Raw genomic sequence first — 17,213 nt, 5'->3', positions numbered from 1 at the left:
GGACCTGGCCGCGCACTCGACACGCGTCCCACCGGACACACCGGACTCGCCGGACACGCCGAACAGCCAGCCTTGACTTATATAAGTGGCCGCTGAAACACTCCCTGGAACGCGACGCAGCCACTGACCACGAGGAGTACGACGCGATGCCAGCACCGCAGAAGATCACCACCCTGCTGATGTTCGACGGGCGGGCCGAGGAGGCGATGACGTTCTACCTGTCGCTCTTCGAGGACGCGGAGGTGCTTGCCATCGCCCGCTACGGCGCCGAGGGACCCGGCGCAGAGGGCAGCGTGGAGCACGCCACCTTCTCCCTCGCGGGTCAGCAGCTCATGTGCATGGACAGCAGCGTGAAGCACGGGTTCGGCTTCACCCCGGCGATCTCTCTCTACGTCGACTGCGCGACAGAGGCCGAACTCGAGCGGATCTACGCCGCGCTGGCGGAGAAGGGCCAGCCGCTGATGCCGCTCGGGTCGTACGGCTTCAGCACGAGGTTCGGCTGGGTGGCCGACCGGTTCGGCGTCTCCTGGCAGCTGAACCTCGCCTGACCGGTGCCGCTGAGGCGCTCGCCCGAGCGCTACGCGTACCGCGAACGGAACCCACGCTCGAGCCCCTCGAGGGTGTGCCCCTTCGTCTCCGGAACGGTCGTCGTACTGAACCCGATGGCCGCGACTCCCAGGACCACGAAGACCAGGAACGTCGGGGTCGGCCCGATCGACGCGGTGAGGATCGGAAAGAGCAGCGCGACCAGGAAGTTGACCATCCAGAGCACGAAGACCACCATCCCCATGGCGAAACCCCGGATCCGCATCGGGAAGATCTCCGAGAGCAGCAGCCAGGTCACGGTGGAGATGAAGCACTGCTGGAAGAACACGAAGACGACCATGAACAACAGGATCAGGTAGCTGCGCCCGGTCGACTCCCCCAACTGGAAGGCGAGGGAGACCGCCAAGAGCGACGTCGTCGTCCCGATCTGCCCGATGATCAACAGCGGTCGGCGTCGTACCCGTCCGAGCAACCACATCCCGATGCAGGTCCCGATCACCCCGATCGCGCCGACGGCGATCGACGCCGCCACCGACGACTGGGCCGCCAGCCCGGTGTCCTCCAGGATGGTCGGCGCGTAGTAGATGACCGTGTTGATGCCCGTGATCTGCTGGCAGACGGCGATCCCGAAACCGACCAGGGTGAGCCTGCGAATCCAGCGCTCGCGGAAGTAGACCCACCCGCTCCGGCTCTCATGGGTGTGTCGGTACTCCGCGGTCTCGCGGATCAGTGCGAACTCCGACTGGACGACCGGTGGCACCCGCACCGTGCGCAGGACCACCTCGGCCTCGCGGTACCGTCCGCGCGCGGCGTACCACCGCGGCGTCTCGGGGATGAAGAACGTGCCGATGAACAGCATGATCGCCGGGATGACGGCGACACCGAGCATCCAACGCCACGCGCTGGTCTGGCTCAGGACGTGGATGATGATCGTGTCGACGATGAAGGCCACCAACTGGCCACTGACGATCATCAGCTCGTTCTGGTTGACCAGGCGGCCGCGCCGCTCGACCGGCGACATCTCACCGATGTAGAGCGGCACCGTCGCGGAAACCGCACCGACGGCCAGCCCCAGGATGACGCGGGCACCGATCAGAAGCTCAGCAGAGGGCGCCAGAGCGGAGCCGAGCGTACCGAGGACGAAGACCAGCGCGGCCAGTCGGATCGAGGTCTTGCGGCCGAGAATGTCGGACAGCCGGCCACCGAAGGTCGCGCCGAACGCCGCGCCGACGAGAAGCGAGCTGACGACGAATCCCTGCGTGGCCGCCGACAGGTCGAGGTCCTGCCGGATGTAGGGCAGGGCCCCGGAGATCACGCCCGTGTCGTAACCGAAGAGGAAGCCGCCCTGGGTGGCGATCACGGCGATGGTGGTCTGGTGCCGCCTGATCTGCCGGGAGGTCGGGTGCGCCGCCTGGGGCTCCTCCGCCCTGGATGCCGGCATGGGCGCCTCTCTCGGGTCGCGCGGCCCCGCCGGCCTCGATGGCTACTCGGCCGACGGCCGGGCTTCCCCCGGCGTACACCATCGCCTATGCCCACGAGACGGACGAGGGAATCTGGGCGGCCGAGCGCGGGCCGCGATCACGGTCGCGTCCAGAAGCTGCCCTATCGGGCGCCGCCGGCGGAACGCTCGGAGTCGTAGACGGCGCCCACCTGGTCGGCCAGGGTCACCGCGACGAGACGTGCCTCGAGGGTGGGAACGCTTCCAGGGCTGGGCTGGAGGAGGAACCGTCCATACAGAACTCCCCTCCCGACGCGCGAAGCTCGATCTCCTGGGGCGGCAGGCCGTGGCGCTCGACGTTCCAGCGGGCGTGGCCAGTGGCGATGGTCCCGTCCGACTCGAGCCGGGGCGGGTGACCGAGCAGAGTGCCGTACTCGAACCGACATCCCCGCAACTGCAACAGGTCGACCAACTGCTCCCGCACCTGCGTCGCCACGGTGTTCGCCGACGCGCCGGACTGGGCCAACCGGGCCGTGTCGTGGATCTGGCCGAGATAGCGGGCGTCGGTGATGGCGACGACCTTCAACCGGCGGGCGTGCGCCGCGAGTTGCGAGACGGCCAGACCCACGACGAGCAGCAGGACCGCGGTGGTGACGTCGGCCGCCTTGCCGATCACGAACTCGTCGTACGGCGAAGTCAGGAAGAACGTGAACCACACCGCGGCCGACAAGGCGGCGAGCGCGCCCGCGACCCGGTTGCCGATGATCGCCACGGCGACGACGACCACGACCAGGATGAGCGCGGAGTTGGTGTTGGAGAAACTCACGCGGAACGGCACAAGCATCGCGGGGACGGCAAGCGGTGCCAACACTGCCGCTATGAGTGCAAGCCGGTCTCGGTCGAGGTAGCGGCGCATGGGCGTACCTCCCGCGATCCTGTCTAGCAGCGCGGCGTCGTGGGCGCCAGCAGACTGTGGCGGCGCGGAGGGACCGCGCCGCCACAGCACCCTGCGAGTCAGGAGGATCGCGTCGAAAGCGACCTCTCCGACCGGCTCTGGCCGGCGCGCAGGGCGGCCAGGACGCCCGCGCCCACGCAGACCACGATCCCGGTGAACGTGAGACCGGTCAGCAGGTCCGGGCGGACGATCGACTGCCCCCGCAGCGCCTGCCAGGTGAGCAGGGCCAGCTCCGCGAGATACCCGACGACCGCCACCGCGACCAGCCGGGCCCGTACCTTCTCCTGCCGAAGCAACGTCACCTTGCGCGCGAGGAGCTCGAGCCCGATCAGCACCAGCGGGATCAACTGGAGCGCGTGCATGCCCACGAAGTGCGGGATCCGCAGGTCGCCGGCGACCGTGCTCCATCCGAGCAGCGGCAACCCGGGTCCACCGTCGGCCAGACCCACCGTGTGGGCACCGGTGAAGGGCGAGTCCTCGGCGATCTGCTGCTTCGTCGGGAGGGTCATCAGGAAGCCGAGCGCCATACCGACGAGCGCGACGAGCGAACCCGCGCGGACCGCGAGGTTGCGGGCGCGGTCCGGGCCAGGGTTGCGGAACATGATCAGGGCGACGACCAGGGTGGCCACCCAGACCACCACGATGAGCATCCCCATCATCTGGTACAGCGCGGCGTTCAACGGGGTGGTCCCGTTGAAGTGGCTCGTCGTGCCCCTGATCACCTGGCCGACGACGATGACCATCTCCGCCCCGAGGAGGACGGCAGCGACGGTGCCCATCCACCATGCCGTGCGACGGAGGCGGGTGAGTTGGCTGATGAACCAGGCCCAGGTGACGGAGTAGAGAAGGATCGAGAGGGCGAACTTCGTCGGCTTGGCCCAGATGGGTAGGCCGGTGAGGACCCGGTCGTCGACGAGGATGCCGACGATCGCGACCACTCCCACCACGGCCATGAGAGCCGCGAGTGTCATCAACGGCACGTGCCACCGGAACGCCTGTGCGAGGCGGGTGCCACGGCCTGGTTCGTATGCTGCGTGTCCTGTCTGTCCTGCCTGAGTGGGCATGGCGGGCGTGGTAGTCATTACTCCCCCTGTGAATGTGAGCCAGCTACTTCGGCGGTGGTGGAAACTGCTTGGCTGACACGTCTTCCTGCGCGAGTCGACGGAGGGCGCCGATCAGGACGTCGCCGAGGACGGTGCCGAGCAGCGCGGTCTCGGCCCGTGCGTCTCGACCTTCGGTCGCGGCCACCGCGGCGAGGTCGGCCTCCGCGATCACCTCGGCCGCCCGGCTGTAGGCGTCCACCGCGTCGAAGATCTGCCGCTGACCCAACTGGTCGAATCGGGCCAGCACTCCCGCGGCGACCGCGTGGGCCGGGTTCGACCTGTCCACCCGCCAGCCACGGCGCGCGATCAGGTCGTCGATCGCCTGCTTGTACTCCTCCCCGGCCTCCTCGCCCCGTCCAGCCGGGGTGAGCGCATGGACCGTGGCGCCGAGGATGTGGTGTGTCGGCCGGCCCGGAGTGTCGATCACCGAGAGCACGACTCCCACCTCCGCGATGGACAGGCCTCCGACCTCGAGGAGGGACCGGATCAGAGCAAGTCGTCGGACATGCGCTTCGCCGTACTGAGCCTGGTTGGGCGTGGAGAGCTCGCCGGTCGGGAGCAGGCCCTCCCGTTGGTAGTACTTGATCGTCGGTACGGAGACGCCGGACACCCGGCTCAGTTCGGCCATGCGCATACAGATAGCTTAACTATCGGATAGCGGCGCTGTCTACTACCTGTTCGGAGCGAGGACCTGGCGCCCGGTGGTCGACCGGTTTCCGGGCCGGGCGACGCGGCTAGATCGAACCTGTGGCCAACCTGCTCGTGGGCACCGCCTCGTGGACCGACAAGACGCTGCTCGAGTCGGGCTGGTACCCCTCCGACGCCGACACCCCCGAGAAGCGACTGCGGCATTACGCCGAGCAGTTCCCACTCGTCGAGGTCGACTCGACGTACTACACCCCTCCGAACGCCCGCAACAGCGAACTGTGGGCGGCGCGAACCCCGAAGGGCTTCACCTTCAACGTCAAGGCGTTCTCGCTGCTGACCCAGCACCCGGCTCGCACCTCGGCGTTGTACAAGGACCTGCGTCCGCGGACGGAGAAGAAGAACCTCTACCTCAAGGATCTGGACGCCACGTCGGTGGACGCCGTGTGGGAGAGGTTCCTCGGGGCGCTCGGGCCGTTGTACGACGCGGGCAAGCTGGGGTCGTTGCTCTTCCAGTTCCCGCCGTGGTTCGGCATCAACAGGAGGAACAAGCACTACATCCTGGAGGTCAAGGAGCGCAGTGCGCCGTACCAGGTCAGCGTGGAGTTTCGTCACGCCAGTTGGATGTCGGAGGACAACCGGGAGGAGACGCTGGACTTCCTCCGGTCCTACGCCGTCCCCTTTGTGTGTGTCGACATGCCGCAGGGCTACCGGAGCTCGATCCCTCCCGTGCTCGCCGTCACCGGCGACCTCGCCGTCGTACGGTTCCACGGGCACAGCGACAGGTGGGAGAGCCGAAACATCTACGAGCGCTTCGGTTATCTCTATTCCGAAGAGGAGCTCCTCGCATGGGTGCCGCACCTGCGCGGACTCGCGGACGAGGCACCGACCACCCACGTGCTGATGAACAACTGCTACCGCGACTACGCCCAGACCAACGCGGAGCAGTTGACACGCCTGCTCCACGACTGATCGGGGCTCTACACGCACCCGGAACCAACGACCGCACGCGAGTAGGGTTGCTCACGGTCCGCAACGGGGCGCGCCGCGCTCGCGTGGATCGGCTCGCGAGAACCGGCGTCACGGCACCACACATTGTCCACACCCCTCGGGGAGGGCGCGGCATGTCAGAACAGGCGGCACACCTCACTCCGGCACGCCTCTCGCCGTTGCGAGTCGAGTCCCGCCCCAGCCCGCTGCCTTATGGCCTGACCTGGGCGGACCTCCAACCATGTCTGCCCGGGTTCGCGTCCGCGGTGGACGCCCAAGCCTGGACGTCCCACGTGAAACAAGGACTGCACGGCGGATCGAACTCGCTCATCCTCACCCTTCGCCACTCCTGCATCGACCGGTCTCGGCGTACGCGGACCTTCTTCTTCAAGGAAGGCCCCCACTTCCCGGAGAGCGTGGATGCTTCGGCAGCGGAGTCCGCGAAGTACAGGTTCCTCGCCTCGACCGACTTCCCGACTCCCCGGCTCCTGCATGTGGTCGAGCGTGCGGACCGGGAGGTCATGGTGCTCGAGTTTCTGCCCACCATCGGGATCCAACCTGACGAGGCAGACGATCTCCTGCTCCTGATCGCGCGCCTGAACGCCGTACGACAGCCCCCGCCGGAGCTTTTCCGGCCGGGACCGGGACTTCCCTGGACAGAGTTCCACGCCCTCGTCAAGGATGCGTTGACGATGCTGGCCGGCGACCCGGCCCCCCAGGTGAGGGTCGAGCCGCGAAGGTGGTTCGCGGCCTATCGGCGAGCGGAGGAATCCGTATCCGGCCTACCGTCAGCCCTCAACCACGGTGAGCTCTACTTCCACATGCGCATCGAGGTCTCGCAGGTTGCGTCGTAACGCTCGACGTCGAGTCTGGGACCTGCCGGCCTACGACGCTTTGGCGACAGACAACCGTGCCGATGTCACGGTAGGCGAAAGAACCATCTCCTCGCGCGCGTCGACGACGTGGGATCCTCTGCTCCTCAGCGCGGTCACAACGCGCTCGCACGTGTGTCGCTCCGGATCCGTCGTGGTGAAGAGCGTAGGAACGCTGGGTCAGCGACACGCTCCGGTCAGACCAGCAACTGGTCGCATCACCTGATGGCTAGAGACGCACCGCACAGTGAGCGACGCCGCGAGTCAGGCCGGTTGGAGCGAGGCCCTAGCTGTTATCTCGCACATCGACGATGACAGTTCCTTCACATGCAGGTGTCAACAATCTATTGGCGGCTGCGCGACCCGGAACGCGACTACGGTCAGACATTACGCGATTACTCCGCATTACTTCATGTTCCAGGAAGGACACGATGCACCTAGCCACCCTCGCCAGACGTGGCACCGGCGTTCTCGTCTCCGTCGGCATCGCCGCCGCGCCCCTCATCGCCGTTGCACCGGCGCAGGCTGCCACGGCCAAGCCTGGGTACGTCGCACAGGCATACGGCACCTACGTGTTCAACGGTGCTCAGACGGTCGTGAGCGGCCCGACGGCCTACAGCGACATCGCATGTGGTGCCGCACCAGGCACGACCGACTTCAACAACAGTTCGCTGGTCGTACTCCCGCTCACTCTCGGTCGCGTGTCAGCGCAGTTGACGCGTGTGCAGGCGCTCGAGTCCGGCAACACACGGACCGCGGTCGCGACGTCGCAGACCAACGGGATCAACCTGCTCGGCGGAATCATCACGTCGGGGCTGATCCAGACCTCGACGCGGACGACCTTCAACGGGTCGACCTACAGCGCCGTACAGAGCACCTCGATCGCAGACCTCAGGATCCTCGGCGTCAGCGTCGGCCTCAACCCGGCACCCAACACGAGGATCAACCTCGCCCTTCCGGTCCTCGGCACGGTGGGATACGTCGAGCTCAACCGGCAGATCAACCGGGTCGTCGACGGCGGTCGCGAGGCGATCACGACCGCACTCCACCTCGTCCTGTTGCCGAACAACCCGTGGGTGCCAGGCGCCGACTTCAACGTCTGGATCGCCAACGCCAAGGCACAGTTGACGAAACCCGCGGTTGGCTTCCTCAAGGGTCAAGGCTTTGCCACCCGGATCACCCTCGCCGACGGTGCGGTGAGCTCCGGACCGACCGCACTCGCCAAGGTGCCCTGCACAGGAGGCAACACCAGCAACACCATCGCTTCCATCCACCTTCCCGGCAACGTGGTTGTCACCGGCGCGGCGACCTCGACCGGGGTGGGCAGCACGACAGCCTCGAACGCGTCGAGCACGGTGACCGACACGATCGCCTCAGTCAACATCCTCAACGGCCTCATCCGGGCCGATACGGTCAAGGCGGTTGCCACAGCGACGCGGGCCGGCAGCGGTCCGATCCAACTCAGTGAAGCCGGGTCGGAATTCGTCAACCTCGTGATCGCCGGAGAAGCCTTGTCCTCGCTGAAGGTGAAACCGAACACCAAGGTTGAACTCCTCAACGGCGCCGTCACCGTGAACCTTTTCAAGATCAAGAGGGACGCCCGGACGATCGAGGTCACCATGATCGAGCTCGTCATCACAGGCGCCGGGACCGGTCTCCCGATTGGCTCCAAGGTCGAGATCGGCCGAGCTTACGCCGGCATCACCCCGGCGGGCTGATGACAGTCACCCAGCACGTCCAGTGCTGACATGCGAGACAGACACTCCTCGCAGCGCGGCCCGCACCACGATGGTGCGGGCCGCGTCGGGTCTCACCCCCGACCGTCGACAGGTCTCAGTGCCGCCACTTGGCTTCGAACTCCGGGTGGTCGGCGTAGGGAGCCGCCAGCGACGGTAGGACGTGGCGCTCGTACTCGTAGAACGCGCTGCGGTATTCCGGATCCACACCGAAGTCGGGGTCGGTGACAAGCTCCCGGTAGCGGTCGACGATCTGGCGTTTGGCATTGATGTCGGTGAGGGCGAGGGAAGCGGTGAAGTGGGCGGCGAACGTGGTCGGATCCACATCCTCGGCGGGATCGACGCCGGTGTACTGGCGGAACGCCGCCTCGCGCGCCATCGCCTCGTCCTCGTCGTAGCGAGTGAGGAGAAATCCCGCCAGTGAGAGATAGTTCGGCAGGTCGATCATGACGCCACTCCTCGCACTCGTCCACAGGGTCAGCACACGACAGCAGTACCGCCGAGTGCATGGAGGCGAGATTACGTGTAAAGAAGCCTTAACGCGCGTCTCGGGTGGCCGGCCCACGCCGCCCGGAGTGGGGCTCCGCGGTCGTTTCCGCAGTCCACGCTGGGGCCGACCTGCCAGGCGAACCTGACGCCAGTAGACATTGGCTGGCACGGCGTTCACGGCGCGTTCAGTTCGTCAAGCACACCTGGCGCGTTCCTGACACTTCCTTGACGCACCCTTGCACGGCGTACCCGCCCTCGGTGTCGAAGGACCCGTGCACAGGCCGGCAACACGGGCTTGCAGCAAGGCTCCAAACCCTCACTGCCGCTGGATGTCGACATGGATCCGGACGGTCGCCCCCGTCGGGTGGGCGTCGATCTGCACCAGGTCAGCGACCTCGCTCGCGAGCAACAGACCGCGGGAGTCGCCGTCCTCCGGCAACCGACCGGCGAGTGGATCGAGTTGGCCGGTGCTGTGGAGTTCGCAGACCAGCCGCTCGTCGCTTCGCCAGATCCGTAGGCGGTCGGGCCCGCTCGTTCGCGCGACGATGTCGTTCGCAGCCTCGGCCACGGCGTACAGCAGGTCGTCGAGACGGCGTCCCCGCAGGCCGGCCCGCGTCGCGTGGGTGGTGACGAACTCGCGGAGCTCGCCCTCGTCGGCGACCTCGAAGGTCAGGGTCTCGGGCGCCGTCGGAGGCTTCGGCAGCGGGTGCAACGCGTCCGTGGCCAGCTGCACCTGGTCGGCGTAGCGGAGGCTCTCCCAACGGTCGCCGTCGGAGTCGACGACGACCGGGTGGGTGCGTACGGCGTCGTCGACGGCGGCGTCGTGCACGATCGCCCCGTGCACGGTGGAGACGTGGTAGGCGCACACGATGGTGGCCGTTCGGCCCGCGAAGGCGAGGTTGGCCAGCGCCTCACTCTGCACGGCGGCGCCGTACTCGGCAGCGGTGCGTTCCGGCCAGATCGGTTCACAGACGATGACGATGTGCTGGTCGGGGTGTTCGTCGGCGAACCGCAACAAGACCGGCGTCACCCGGGTGGGGTTTCTTCCCGCCTCCCGGACATTGACGAAATGGATGCCAGTGGCTCTGTCCCCGAGCTTCTCCCGCAACAGGTCGATCACCGGGGCGGACACCGCGACCAGGGTCGGTCGCTCCCCGTTCCGGCTGTCGATCACACCGAGAACCCCGTCGACGTATTCCGATATATGGGTGTAGAACAGCGCTACGTGGAGTAGCTCGCCGCCTGGCGCCCGCTGATCGTCTACCAGACCCATGCACTTCTCCCCGATCCGGCGGCCGGCTCGACTCCGAGACTCTTTCGGAGCAGCTCCTCAGAACGCATTCCTCGCCCGCCGGGATCCCTTTCATGATCAATTACGGATCGGCCGAACGCCTACAAGACCCCTGCTACCTAAAGGATGCCTCGCTTCCGGCGAATCGCCGAGATCGCTCTCACACCCGCCGTACCGCACTCCCCCGCGGCCGGCCAGCCGGTTTGATCGTTCCAACTCCCCGAGCCTTTCAAGATCGGATTCATGGCTGGCTCCGATCTTGTTATCAGCCCCCGTTCCAGACCGGATCCGAAGCGTTCTCGCGACCTGGATCGGGGTCGATGACCGATGCCGGTCGCCCGGATTACCGCCGATCGCCGTGGCGTGAGCGGCGCGCAGGCAACGGCTCACGCATTCGACGCTGAACGTCCACACGATCTGTCCCGCAGGTTCACCTGCGACGGCCACGGTGGCGGCTGTGCGAGTAGCCGTCGTCGCAGAGTCGTTCCTTCCCCAGGTCAACGGGGTCGCGAACTCCGTGCGCCACCTGGTGGATCACCTGGTGAAGCGTGGCCACCAGGCCCTCGTCGTCGCGCCCGGTCCCGGGGGTGAGGCACACGGGCAGACGCCCGTGGTCCGGGTCCGGAGCCTGCCCCTGCCCATGTACCCGGAGTTTCCGATCGGCCTGCCAGACAACGCGGTCCGGCGGGCCCTGACCGAGTTCGCACCCGATGTCGTCCACCTGGCCTCGCCGCTGGTCCTTGGGATGTCGGGGCTGCGGACCGCCGAGCGCTGTGGCATCCCCACGGTCGCCGTCTACCAGACCGACGTCGTGGGTTTCGCCCAGCAGTACGGTTTCGTCGGCGTGGAGCGCGCGCTGTGGGCCTGGATGCGCCGGGTGTACGCCCGGGCCGGTCGAACCCTGGCGCCCTCCCAGGCGGCCTTCGCCCAGCTGGCACAGATCGGCGTACCACGACTGTTCTGCTGGCCAAGGGGCGTCGACCTGGAACGCTTCCACCCCGCCCACCGGGACCCGTCTCTTCGCCGGCGTCTGGCCCCCAACGGCGAGACGCTGGTCGGGTACGTCGGGCGGGTGGCGACGGAGAAGCGGGTCCACCTGCTGCGCGCGATCGCCGGCCTGCCCGGCACCCGGCTCGTCGTGGTCGGGGACGGACCCGCGACCGACGACGTTCGCGATGCCGTGCCCGAGGCCGTGATGCTGGGCATGCTGCGTGGTGAGGAGCTGTCCCAGGCGGTGGCCTCCCTCGACATCTTCGTCCACACCGGCGCCCACGAGACCTTCTGCCAGGCGGCACAGGAGGCGCTGGCGAGCGGCGTTCCGGTGGTCGCGCCCGCCGCCGGGGGCCTGCTCGACCTGGTTACACCGGGCCGCACCGGCATGCTCTACCCACCGGAGGAGTCGGAGGCGGCGATGGGCGGTTTCCGCGACGCCGTACGCCACCTCGCCGGCAACGCCGAACTCCGTGCGCAGATGGGGCTGGCCGCGCGCGACTCGGTGGTCGGCCGAGGTTGGGAGCGGATCCTGGACGACCTGATCGACGTGCACTACCGGGCCGTCGTCGAGTCGGCGGCGACACCGCCGCTCGCGGCCTGAGGACGGAGGACTTCGATGCGGATCGTTCAGCTGGCGAACTTCTACGGTCCGACGTCGGGCGGTCTGCGCACGGCCGTCGACGCGCTCGGACGCGGCTACCTCGCGGCGGGACACGAGCGGGCGCTGGTGATCCCGGGCCCGAAGGACTGCTGGCGGCAGGACGAGAACGGTGTCACGGTGATGCTCCGCTCGCCGCAGCTGCCCGGTACGTCCTACCGGGTCGTCGTCGAGCCCTGGCGGGTCCAGGACGTGCTGGAGCGGCTTCGGCCCACCAGTATCGAGGTCTCGGACAAGTCGACCATGGTGGCCGGCGCCCGCTGGTCCGCGCGCAACGGCACGGGTAGCGTGCTGCTCTCCCACGAGCGACTCGACACCCACCTCGCGCCGCGCCTCGGTTGGCGCCGCGGTCTCGTCACGGGGACGAACACCGTCAACCGGGTGTTGCGTAGGTCCTTCGACGAGATCGTCGTCACCTCCTCCTTCGCCGCCGAGGAGTTCGCCCGGCTCGGTGGCCGACCCGTCCACCGGATCCCTCTCGGTGTCGACCTCACGACGTTCCATCCCGACCGTCGTCACGACTCCGACACGGACGACGACGCCGGCTCCGAAGCCGCGTCGTCCAACAGTCCCAGCACAGGCAACGTCGAGTTGACGTACTCAGACGTCGATCGGCGGCCGGCGGTCGCGGCGGACGTGGCGGACGTGGCGGACATGGCCCGCCTGGTGTACGCCGGTCGGCTGTCCATGGAGAAGCGGCCGGACCTCGCCATCGCGACCGCGGTGGAGTTGCACCGGCAGGGATTCGCGTTCCGGCTGGACGTCTACGGCGACGGCCCCGACCGCGAGACACTGGTCCGGATGGCCGGCGACGCGCCGGTGATCTTCCATCCCTATGTCGCGGACCGCACGGCGCTCGCGGTCCGGCTCGCCGCGGCCGACGTCGCGTTGTCGGTGTGTCCGGTGGAGACGTTCGGGCTGGCCATCCTCGAGGCGCTCGCCTGCGGTACGCCGGTCGTGACCGCCGACCAGGGCGGTGGCCGCGAACTCCTCGACGCGGGGGCGGGAGCCTGGGCTCCGCCCGAGCCGGCCATGCTGGCGGCCGCCGTCCGGGCCGTTCTGACCCGGCCACCTCTGGAGCGGCGCGAAGGCGCACGCCGGCGAGCCGAGCGATACCCGTGGCGCTCGACGATCGACGCCATGCTGGGCGTCCACTCCTCGGTCGCCCGCACGACCGACCGCTGGTCGGTGGCGGTCGGGTCGCAGCCGGCGTCGCGCGCCGTCTGATGAGACGCCGCACAGATCTGATCCGTGTCTGATCCATGTCTGGTCCAGGCTGATCCACCCCGGCACCGGGCGGTTCGGTAGCCGGGGCTGGTCGACCTGTGGCGAGTTCGGTGGAATGTGGTGCGAAGCACGTCGGTGGCACTCACCGCGTGTGCCAGAGTGGACGAGTATCCATCGCACGAAGTGAGGAACGACATGGCGAAGGTCCTGTACACCGCTGAGGCGACCGTCACCGGCGGGCGCGCCGAAGGACACGGCCGCACCTCCGACGGGATGCTCGAAGTCGATCTGCGGAGCCCGAAGGAGATGGGCGGCGAAGGTGGCGGGACGAACCCCGAGCAGCTCTTCGCGATCGGTTACGCCGCGTGCTTCGAAGGGGCGCTCGGCGTTGTCGGGCGTCGTCAGCGCCTGGAGACCGGTGACGTGTCGATCAACTCGAAGGTGAGCCTGCTGCCGACCGGTGACGGCGGCTTCAAGCTGGGCGTCGCGCTCGACGTGACGCTGCCATCGGTCACCGACGCCGCCCAGGCGGTCGAGGTCGTCCGCGCAGCCCACCAGGTCTGCCCGTACTCCAACGCCACCCGCGGCAACATCGACGTCGAGCTGACGGCCAACGGCCAGGCCGTCTGAGGCCGACACTCAGGTGCCCGAGCCGCGCTCCCGGCGGCTCGGGCAGCGTCCAAGATCGACCGACCACCCACAAACACTCGCGGGCGGCCCCACGACCGTCCTAGCCTGCGTCCGTGAGCGACCCGGACCTGCGCGTGTTCGCCGGAGTGGCGTGGCCGGCTCTCAACCATCGCCAGGCGCGCACCCGGCTGGAGACCCATGGGTGGGTGAAGTGTGGCGAGGGCGACTGGGCCGTCGCACTCCGTTCACCCGGGGCCGCCTTGGCGGCGCGGATCAGCGCCTTCGAACCGTCCTACGCGTGGTTCCTGGAACTCTGCCGGCGAGCGGAGGGCAGTCCGTACCTGCCGCGGATCGACTTCGCCTCCGAACTCGAGGGTGGCGGCCATCTCACGGTGCTGGAGTACCTCGCACCGGTCGAGGCCGCTGAGGAGACGGCGTTCCTCCAGCGCTGGCACGACGGTGCCGACCCCGATCCGGACCTGCGACAGCTCCGACGCCTGGTCGAGGCGCTCGATCGCGAGTGCCGGGAGTACGTGCCTTTCTGGATGGGCATCGATCTCGAGGATCACGTACTCCGGTCAGCCGACGGGCGCCTCAAGCTGATCGACCTCCTCGGTGTCGCGGGGGGTCTGATCCTCGACCAGATCCACGCTGACATGGACGAGTTTCTTCGGCTCATGCCGCGCGACCGCTGCAGGTACATTCTCGAGATCCCGCACTTCACCCGCGAATACGCCGCCAGGCAACGTGCACAGCTGGTCGCCGACCTCGTGGCGTACGGCCTCGAGACCTGAGGCGCGGGCGATGGGCTTCGGCTGAGGCGCGCGCGCCCGGCGGCGGATCGCTCAGGGCTGCGCGGTGCGGGCCGCATCCAGTCGCCGACGGGCCGTCGCCGCGGCCCGCGTCGCGCTGGTCAGCGAGCGTTCGAGCGAGGCCGTCCTGGACTCCGCCTTCCGCAACTCCCGGCGGGCCTTGTCGAGTTCCTCGGTCAACCGTTCGACGGCGGTCCGCATGTCGTCGACGTGGTGCTCGTTGGCGTCGAGTTCGGCCTCGGCCTGGGCCCGTTCGGCCTCCGCCGCGTCCAGGTCCGCGGTGGCCTGGGCGACCTTCTCCTGAAGCTCCTTGCGCCGCCGTGCGTCGCCGCCTCGGTCCTCGTCCTTGCGCCGGGCGGCCTTGTCCGCCTTGCCCGGCGCGGTCCTCCGCTCGGTGGGCGTCGTACGGATCGGGATGACCTGCGCGGGTTCACCGGTCTCGTCGACGACGCCGAACCCCACGTGACGCAGCGCGCTGGTGAGCACACCGGATCGCAGCAGCTGGCCCGCGTCCGGATCGACGAGTGCCGCGTCGAGGGTCTCGGTCAACCGGTCGGCCACCCCGTCCGTCACCTTGTGGCCGCCGTCCTTCGCGTGCGTGCGGGCGGACTGGACGAGCTTCTGCACGAGCTCGTGTCGCCGTGGCGAGAGATCACGAAGCCGGTCGCCGTCGCCGCTGAGGTGAGCCTCCCGCAGCTCCTCTCCGAGCTTGGTCAGCTCGGAGACGCCGTCAGGGTCGGCACGGACCAACTGGTTGGCGAGCCACGCCGCGAGCGTCGGCTTCCGCAGGGCCTTGATCGCCGTGCCGGTCGCGGTGTCGCCGTCGGCGCTCGTCCGCTTCGCGAGGTCGTTGCGCGCCGCGGTGAACTCCTCCGGAGGCAGCCCGTACAGCCGCAGGGCGGCTTCGTCGAGGTCCACGACCCAACCATGCCCCGGATCGTCGCGACCGACAACGCGAACGCCCACAACCGACGCGGTGTGGGTCATGCCACATCCGGGCCAGACGACAACGGAATTGACAATCATTGTCATCCACTGCGAGGGTGGCTGCCGTTCGGATACACGCCGAGGGCGCTGTTCCTCGGGTTGGGAGTAGGTCATGGTTTCTCGCAAGGGCCGGCTGGCGGCAGTGATCGCAGGCACCGGTCTGCTCGCCCTCACGGCAGCATGTGGTCAGTCGGACGCGGCCGGGCAGCCGGCGCCGACAGCGGGTGCGACCGGGCAGGCGGAGCAGCCCCTTCGGGTCGTGGCGACCACCACGCAGGTGGCCGACTTCGCCCGCAACATCGGCGGCGACAGGGTCCAGGTGACCCAGATCCTCAAGCCCAACGTCGATCCGCACGACTACGAACCGTCCCCGGCCGACATCCAGGCCATCTCGCAGGCCGAGGTGGTCGTGAAGAACGGCGTCGGACTCGAGAAGTGGCTCGACCAGACGATCTCCTCCGCCGGCTTCGACGGGACCCTCGTCGACACCAGCAAGGGCGTGAAGATCCGCCAGGGCGAAGGCGAGGAGGAGGCGGACGGGGATCCGCACATCTGGCACGACCCACGCAACGCCAAGATCATGAGCGGCAACATCGCGCACGCGTTCGAGGCGGCGGATCCCGCGGACAAGGCGAAGTACGAGGCGAACCTGCGGGCCTACGACGGGAAACTCGACACGCTCGACGCCGAGATCGCGGAGAAGATCGACTCCATCCCGGCGGCCCAACGCAAGCTCGTGACCAACCACGACGCGTTCGGCTACTACATCGACCGCTATCACCTGACCTTCGTCGGCTCGATCATCCCGAGCTTCGACACCTCCGCCGAACTCTCCGGCAAGCAGATCAGCGATCTGGTCGCGAGGATCAGGGACACCGGGACCACGGCGGTGTTCTCCGAGTCCTCCCTGCCGCCCAAGACGGCGGAGGCGATCGGGAAGCAGGCGGGCGTGAAGGTCGAGGCCGGCGAGGACTCCCTCTACGGCGACACGCTCGGGCCGGCTGGGTCGGCGGGTGCGACCTACCTCCAGATGGAGGAGCACAACACCGACACCCTCGTCGACGCGCTCGGCCAGTGAGCGCGTCCCCTCCGCCCACCCTCGTCATGGACCAGGCGCGAGTCGCCTACGGGCGTACGCCGGTCCTCGAGAGGGTCGACGGCGCCGTACGTCCAGGCGAGGCGGTGGCCCTGATCGGTCCGAACGGAGCCGGCAAGACCACGCTCATCCGGGCGATCCTCGGACTCCTCCCGGTCGTGGAGGGACAGATCCGGGTGCTCGGCCAGCAGCCGGCGAAGGTCCGCCACCGGGTGGCGTACGTACCGCAGGTCGACACCCTCGACGCCGACTTCCCGGTCTCGGTGGCCCAGGTGGTGCTGATGGGCCGCTACCGGCAGATCGGCTTCCTCCGCAGGCCGTCGGGCCGCGACCGCCAGTTGGCCGCGGCGGCGCTGGACCGGGTGGGTCTGGCCGACCGCGCGCGGGACCGTTTCGGCGTCCTGTCCGGCGGGCAGCGCCAGCGGGTGCTGCTCGCCCGGGCCATCGCCGCTCAGCCCGCCCTGCTGTTGCTGGACGAGCCGTTCAACGGTGTGGACGCGGTGAGCCAGCAAGCGCTCCTTGACGCGATCGCCGAGTTGAAGGCCGGCGGCGCGAGCATCGTCGTCAGTACACACGACCTGTCGATCGCCCACCTCGCCTGTGAGGAGGTGTGCCTGTTGAACCGCCGGCAGTACGGCTTCGGGCCGACCGCCTCGACTCTCACCCCGGACCGGCTGCGGGCGACGTACGGCGGCCGCGCCCTCGAACTCGCGGGCGACCATGTCATCGTGGCCGAGGCATGAGT

17 protein-coding genes are annotated in these 17,213 nt (G+C 68.4%); 10 read left to right on the top strand and 7 right to left on the bottom strand.

Annotation, left to right across the window (positions count from 1 at the left end; genetic code table 11):
* Positions 1-146: 146 nt before the first annotated feature.
* Positions 147-548, top strand: coding sequence for a VOC family protein (locus HEB94_RS20030; protein WP_192751312.1), 402 nt, complete (start codon positions 147-149; stop codon positions 546-548).
* 29 nt (positions 549-577) lie between these two features.
* Here the strand turns inward: HEB94_RS20030 and HEB94_RS20025 are convergent, their stop codons facing one another.
* The 4 genes from HEB94_RS20025 to HEB94_RS20010 all read right to left on the bottom strand — a co-directional run bounded on the left by HEB94_RS20025 (position 578) and on the right by HEB94_RS20010 (position 4,676).
* A complete protein-coding gene (locus HEB94_RS20025) occupies positions 578-1,987 on the bottom strand; it encodes a sugar porter family MFS transporter (RefSeq protein ID WP_192751311.1) in 1,410 nt (469 codons plus the stop codon).
* 223 nt (positions 1,988-2,210) lie between these two features.
* Positions 2,211-2,900 (bottom strand): DUF4118 domain-containing protein, encoded by a 690-nt coding sequence (locus tag HEB94_RS20020; protein ID WP_273376007.1) that lies wholly within the window; start codon positions 2,898-2,900, stop codon positions 2,211-2,213.
* Between the two features lie 98 nt (positions 2,901-2,998).
* Complete coding sequence (locus tag HEB94_RS20015; RefSeq protein ID WP_202896450.1) at positions 2,999-4,003, bottom strand: hypothetical protein; 1,005 nt, start codon at positions 4,001-4,003, stop codon at positions 2,999-3,001.
* Between the two features lie 43 nt (positions 4,004-4,046).
* Positions 4,047-4,676: a MerR family transcriptional regulator gene (locus HEB94_RS20010; protein WP_192751310.1), complete on the bottom strand. Its 630-nt coding sequence runs from the start codon at positions 4,674-4,676 to the stop codon at positions 4,047-4,049.
* A 113-nt stretch (positions 4,677-4,789) separates the two neighbouring features.
* Here HEB94_RS20010 and HEB94_RS20005 point away from each other — a divergent pair, with 113 nt between their 5' ends.
* The 3 genes from HEB94_RS20005 (at position 4,790) to HEB94_RS19995 (ending at position 8,267) form a co-directional block, all read left to right on the top strand.
* The gene (locus HEB94_RS20005; protein WP_192751309.1) at positions 4,790-5,659 is read left to right on the top strand and encodes a DUF72 domain-containing protein; all 870 of its coding nucleotides are present in this window, start codon (positions 4,790-4,792) and stop codon (positions 5,657-5,659) included.
* A gap of 152 nt (positions 5,660-5,811) precedes the next feature.
* Positions 5,812-6,531, top strand: a complete 720-nt coding sequence (locus HEB94_RS20000) for a hypothetical protein (protein ID WP_192751308.1) — start codon at positions 5,812-5,814, stop codon at positions 6,529-6,531.
* Positions 6,532-6,980: 449 nt separating this feature from the next.
* Positions 6,981-8,267, top strand: coding sequence for a choice-of-anchor P family protein (locus HEB94_RS19995; RefSeq protein ID WP_192751307.1), 1,287 nt, complete (start codon positions 6,981-6,983; stop codon positions 8,265-8,267).
* A gap of 115 nt (positions 8,268-8,382) precedes the next feature.
* On the opposite strand, the gene HEB94_RS19990 is transcribed toward HEB94_RS19995, so the two are convergent.
* The gene (locus tag HEB94_RS19990) at positions 8,383-8,733 is read right to left on the bottom strand and encodes a DUF6221 family protein (protein WP_192751306.1); all 351 of its coding nucleotides are present in this window, start codon (positions 8,731-8,733) and stop codon (positions 8,383-8,385) included.
* Between the two features lie 357 nt (positions 8,734-9,090).
* On the bottom strand, positions 9,091-10,047 hold the full coding sequence (locus tag HEB94_RS52580) for a sensor histidine kinase (protein WP_192751305.1): 957 nt from the start codon (positions 10,045-10,047) through the stop codon (positions 9,091-9,093).
* A 475-nt stretch (positions 10,048-10,522) separates the two neighbouring features.
* Here HEB94_RS52580 and HEB94_RS19980 point away from each other — a divergent pair, with 475 nt between their 5' ends.
* The 4 genes from HEB94_RS19980 (at position 10,523) to HEB94_RS19965 (ending at position 14,367) form a co-directional block, all read left to right on the top strand.
* The gene (locus tag HEB94_RS19980) at positions 10,523-11,659 is read left to right on the top strand and encodes a glycosyltransferase family 4 protein (protein ID WP_337917824.1); all 1,137 of its coding nucleotides are present in this window, start codon (positions 10,523-10,525) and stop codon (positions 11,657-11,659) included.
* Between the two features lie 15 nt (positions 11,660-11,674).
* A complete protein-coding gene (locus HEB94_RS19975; protein ID WP_192751303.1) occupies positions 11,675-12,943 on the top strand; it encodes a glycosyltransferase in 1,269 nt (422 codons plus the stop codon).
* 195 nt (positions 12,944-13,138) lie between these two features.
* Positions 13,139-13,573, top strand: coding sequence for an organic hydroperoxide resistance protein (locus HEB94_RS19970; RefSeq protein WP_192751302.1), 435 nt, complete (start codon positions 13,139-13,141; stop codon positions 13,571-13,573).
* A gap of 113 nt (positions 13,574-13,686) precedes the next feature.
* Positions 13,687-14,367 (top strand): hypothetical protein, encoded by a 681-nt coding sequence (locus tag HEB94_RS19965; RefSeq protein WP_192751301.1) that lies wholly within the window; start codon positions 13,687-13,689, stop codon positions 14,365-14,367.
* A 51-nt stretch (positions 14,368-14,418) separates the two neighbouring features.
* On the opposite strand, the gene HEB94_RS19960 is transcribed toward HEB94_RS19965, so the two are convergent.
* On the bottom strand, positions 14,419-15,303 hold the full coding sequence (locus tag HEB94_RS19960) for a hypothetical protein (protein ID WP_192751300.1): 885 nt from the start codon (positions 15,301-15,303) through the stop codon (positions 14,419-14,421).
* 181 nt (positions 15,304-15,484) lie between these two features.
* On the opposite strand from HEB94_RS19960, the gene HEB94_RS19955 reads away from it, so the two are divergent.
* The gene (locus HEB94_RS19955) at positions 15,485-16,450 is read left to right on the top strand and encodes a metal ABC transporter substrate-binding protein (protein ID WP_192751299.1); all 966 of its coding nucleotides are present in this window, start codon (positions 15,485-15,487) and stop codon (positions 16,448-16,450) included.
* On the top strand, positions 16,447-17,211 hold the full coding sequence (locus HEB94_RS19950; protein WP_202896449.1) for an ATP-binding cassette domain-containing protein: 765 nt from the start codon (positions 16,447-16,449) through the stop codon (positions 17,209-17,211). Before HEB94_RS19955 ends, HEB94_RS19950 begins: the two co-directional genes overlap by 4 nt.
* Positions 17,212-17,213 lie beyond the last annotated feature (2 nt).

The organism is Actinopolymorpha pittospori, assembly GCF_014873875.1.
Taxonomy (GTDB): Bacteria; Actinomycetota; Actinomycetes; order Propionibacteriales; family Actinopolymorphaceae; genus Actinopolymorpha; species Actinopolymorpha pittospori.
This window is presented reverse-complemented; position numbering and strand designations above follow the sequence as displayed.